Genomic DNA, 1,840 nt, shown 5'->3' with positions numbered 1-1,840 from the left:
TCAACTCCTTCTCGATCAATTCCATTTGAGAGCTAAGCGCGCTTCCGTAGGCTTCAGCTTCCACCGTCTTCTCCAATCTTTCCAGTTGAATATCAGAGCTGGTTTGAAAGTTAAAGGAAGAGTTCTCAGCAAATTTTATGAAGTCCTGGTAGATGGGGTTGGTCAACTCAAATGCTCTAACTCAGGTGCATTGGGATTTTTCCGAACATAATCCGTTGCAAATTCAAAGATCAGGCCATCTCTATTTAAGGCATTGATGATCAAAATGGAATTTTCCATTTCAACCTTTACATCTGGTTCTATTCCCCCACCATCATAAACACTTCTTCCATTACGGGTTTTAAATTCATTCTTGAGGCTATCCGGGATACGTACTACCGAACCGTCTTCTCTTCTCTCCGCATAATTGATGGCCTGAATGCATCGCCCACTAGGTGTATAATATTTGGCCGTAGTTACTTTTAGCTGGGTATTATAGCTTAGCGGGCGGATATTTTGCACCAGTCCTTTTCCAAAGCTTCTTTGGCCTACAACAACTGCACGATCCAAATCTTGCAATGAGCCTGCTACAATTCAGAAGCACTGGCGCTTCTTTTATCTACTAATACCACCAAAGGGTTTCCAAATCCATGGAGAGTTCTCGCATTGTGCTTACGCTTACTTCCCTCAATTCTTCCCGGGTCTCAACGATCATTTCTCCCTGCGGCAGAAACACATTCGATACATTTACGGCTTCATCCAAACGTCCTCCGGGGTTACCTCTAAGTCAAGCACCAAACCTTTCATTCATGTTGTTCTTTCAATTCCCTTAAGGCCTTGCGCACTTCTCGCCCGGCATCCAGGGTAAATCCCGTTAAAAGCGATGTATCCAATTTCATCATCAATCATACCCGAATAGGGTACATTATTGATTCGAATGCGGTTTTCTGAAAATTTTACTTCTTTACGTACTCCTGCACGGTCGTACTCCAGTGCTACTTCTGTTCCGCGATCTCCCCTCAAAGTTCGCGAACATCGGCCACTCTTTAGCTGTCCCCAAAACGGATTCCTTTCCTATGCGGGACAATTACATCTCCTGCCTTGAGACCTGCTGATCTGCAGGATAACCTTCATAGGGTTCTATGATCACGAGTTTATCCTTTCTTTTACCAACCAAAGCCCCTATACCTCCGTATTGCCCGGTGCTCATAAATCGAATATCTTCTTGTTCCTCTTCGCCGATAAGCTTGTATAAGGATCCAAAGAATTGAGCATGCATCGATCCCGGTACGCATCAATTTGGAAGGCTCCGTTTCGTCTACGTAAATGGCATTTATCTCTCTGTACAATTTTCCGAAAATGTCAGGTTCTTGGATATCTCGAGTAATTGTCTGAAACATCGGAAACGAAACCGAGGAGAATGAGAGCAGAACAAGTAATATGCCGGTAAAGACCGTTCTTCTTTTCATAATGAGGGTTGCAGCTGTTGACTTGATAAGTTAGAGGGAAAGTCAACACTGCAATGAAAATCTTTTCTATAAAGGAACAGTGTAATAATTCTGCGCAAATTCATCAGGAATGAACGACACAGAGGAAGTTTGTGAGTTTTCCTTATAAATTTACGAAAAAAACGCAGATTCGTGTTCTAAAATTAATTTTCTCGGGATTCGATCCGGCGGGTCAATTTTCCAAGGGCCTGGCCCAGCTTGTAATGAATTTGAGAGAAAGGAGCCAATTTGCGGCTGTTGTAGGTGATCAATAAAACCAGGCGGGTATTTCTTTCTTCCAGCAGCCTGATCAATTCGGGTTTTTGGGTCCGAAAAACTTCTCGCATGCGCCTCTTGATATAATTTCTTTTTAC

General features: G+C 43.0%; 4 protein-coding genes and 1 pseudogene. All 5 read right to left on the bottom strand.

What is annotated here, in order from left to right; genetic code table 11:
- Positions 1 to 166, bottom strand: a 166-nt coding sequence (locus tag D5R40_RS43700; RefSeq protein ID WP_511035261.1) for a hypothetical protein, incomplete at its 3' end; no start/stop codon positions are given.
- Complete coding sequence (locus tag D5R40_RS32605; protein WP_124155856.1) at positions 163 to 573, bottom strand: S41 family peptidase; 411 nt, start codon at positions 571 to 573, stop codon at positions 163 to 165. The genes D5R40_RS32605 and D5R40_RS43700, both read right to left, overlap by 4 nt.
- 28 nt (positions 574 to 601) lie before the next feature.
- Positions 602 to 754 (bottom strand): annotated as a pseudogene (locus D5R40_RS43290) (hypothetical protein); the annotation flags it as partial.
- Between the two features lie 312 nt (positions 755 to 1,066).
- Positions 1,067 to 1,258 (bottom strand): hypothetical protein, encoded by a 192-nt coding sequence (locus D5R40_RS32595; RefSeq protein ID WP_124155854.1) that lies wholly within the window; start codon positions 1,256 to 1,258, stop codon positions 1,067 to 1,069.
- A 372-nt stretch (positions 1,259 to 1,630) separates the two neighbouring features.
- Positions 1,631 to 1,813: a hypothetical protein gene (locus tag D5R40_RS32590; RefSeq protein WP_375339448.1), complete on the bottom strand. Its 183-nt coding sequence runs from the start codon at positions 1,811 to 1,813 to the stop codon at positions 1,631 to 1,633.
- Positions 1,814 to 1,840: the final 27 nt, after the last annotated feature.

Origin of the sequence: Okeania hirsuta, from assembly GCF_003838195.1 — a bacterium.
Taxonomy (GTDB): Bacteria; Cyanobacteriota; Cyanobacteriia; order Cyanobacteriales; family Microcoleaceae; genus Okeania; species Okeania hirsuta.
The sequence above is the reverse complement of the archived record's forward strand: the minus strand, read 5'-3'. Positions and strand labels throughout refer to the sequence as shown.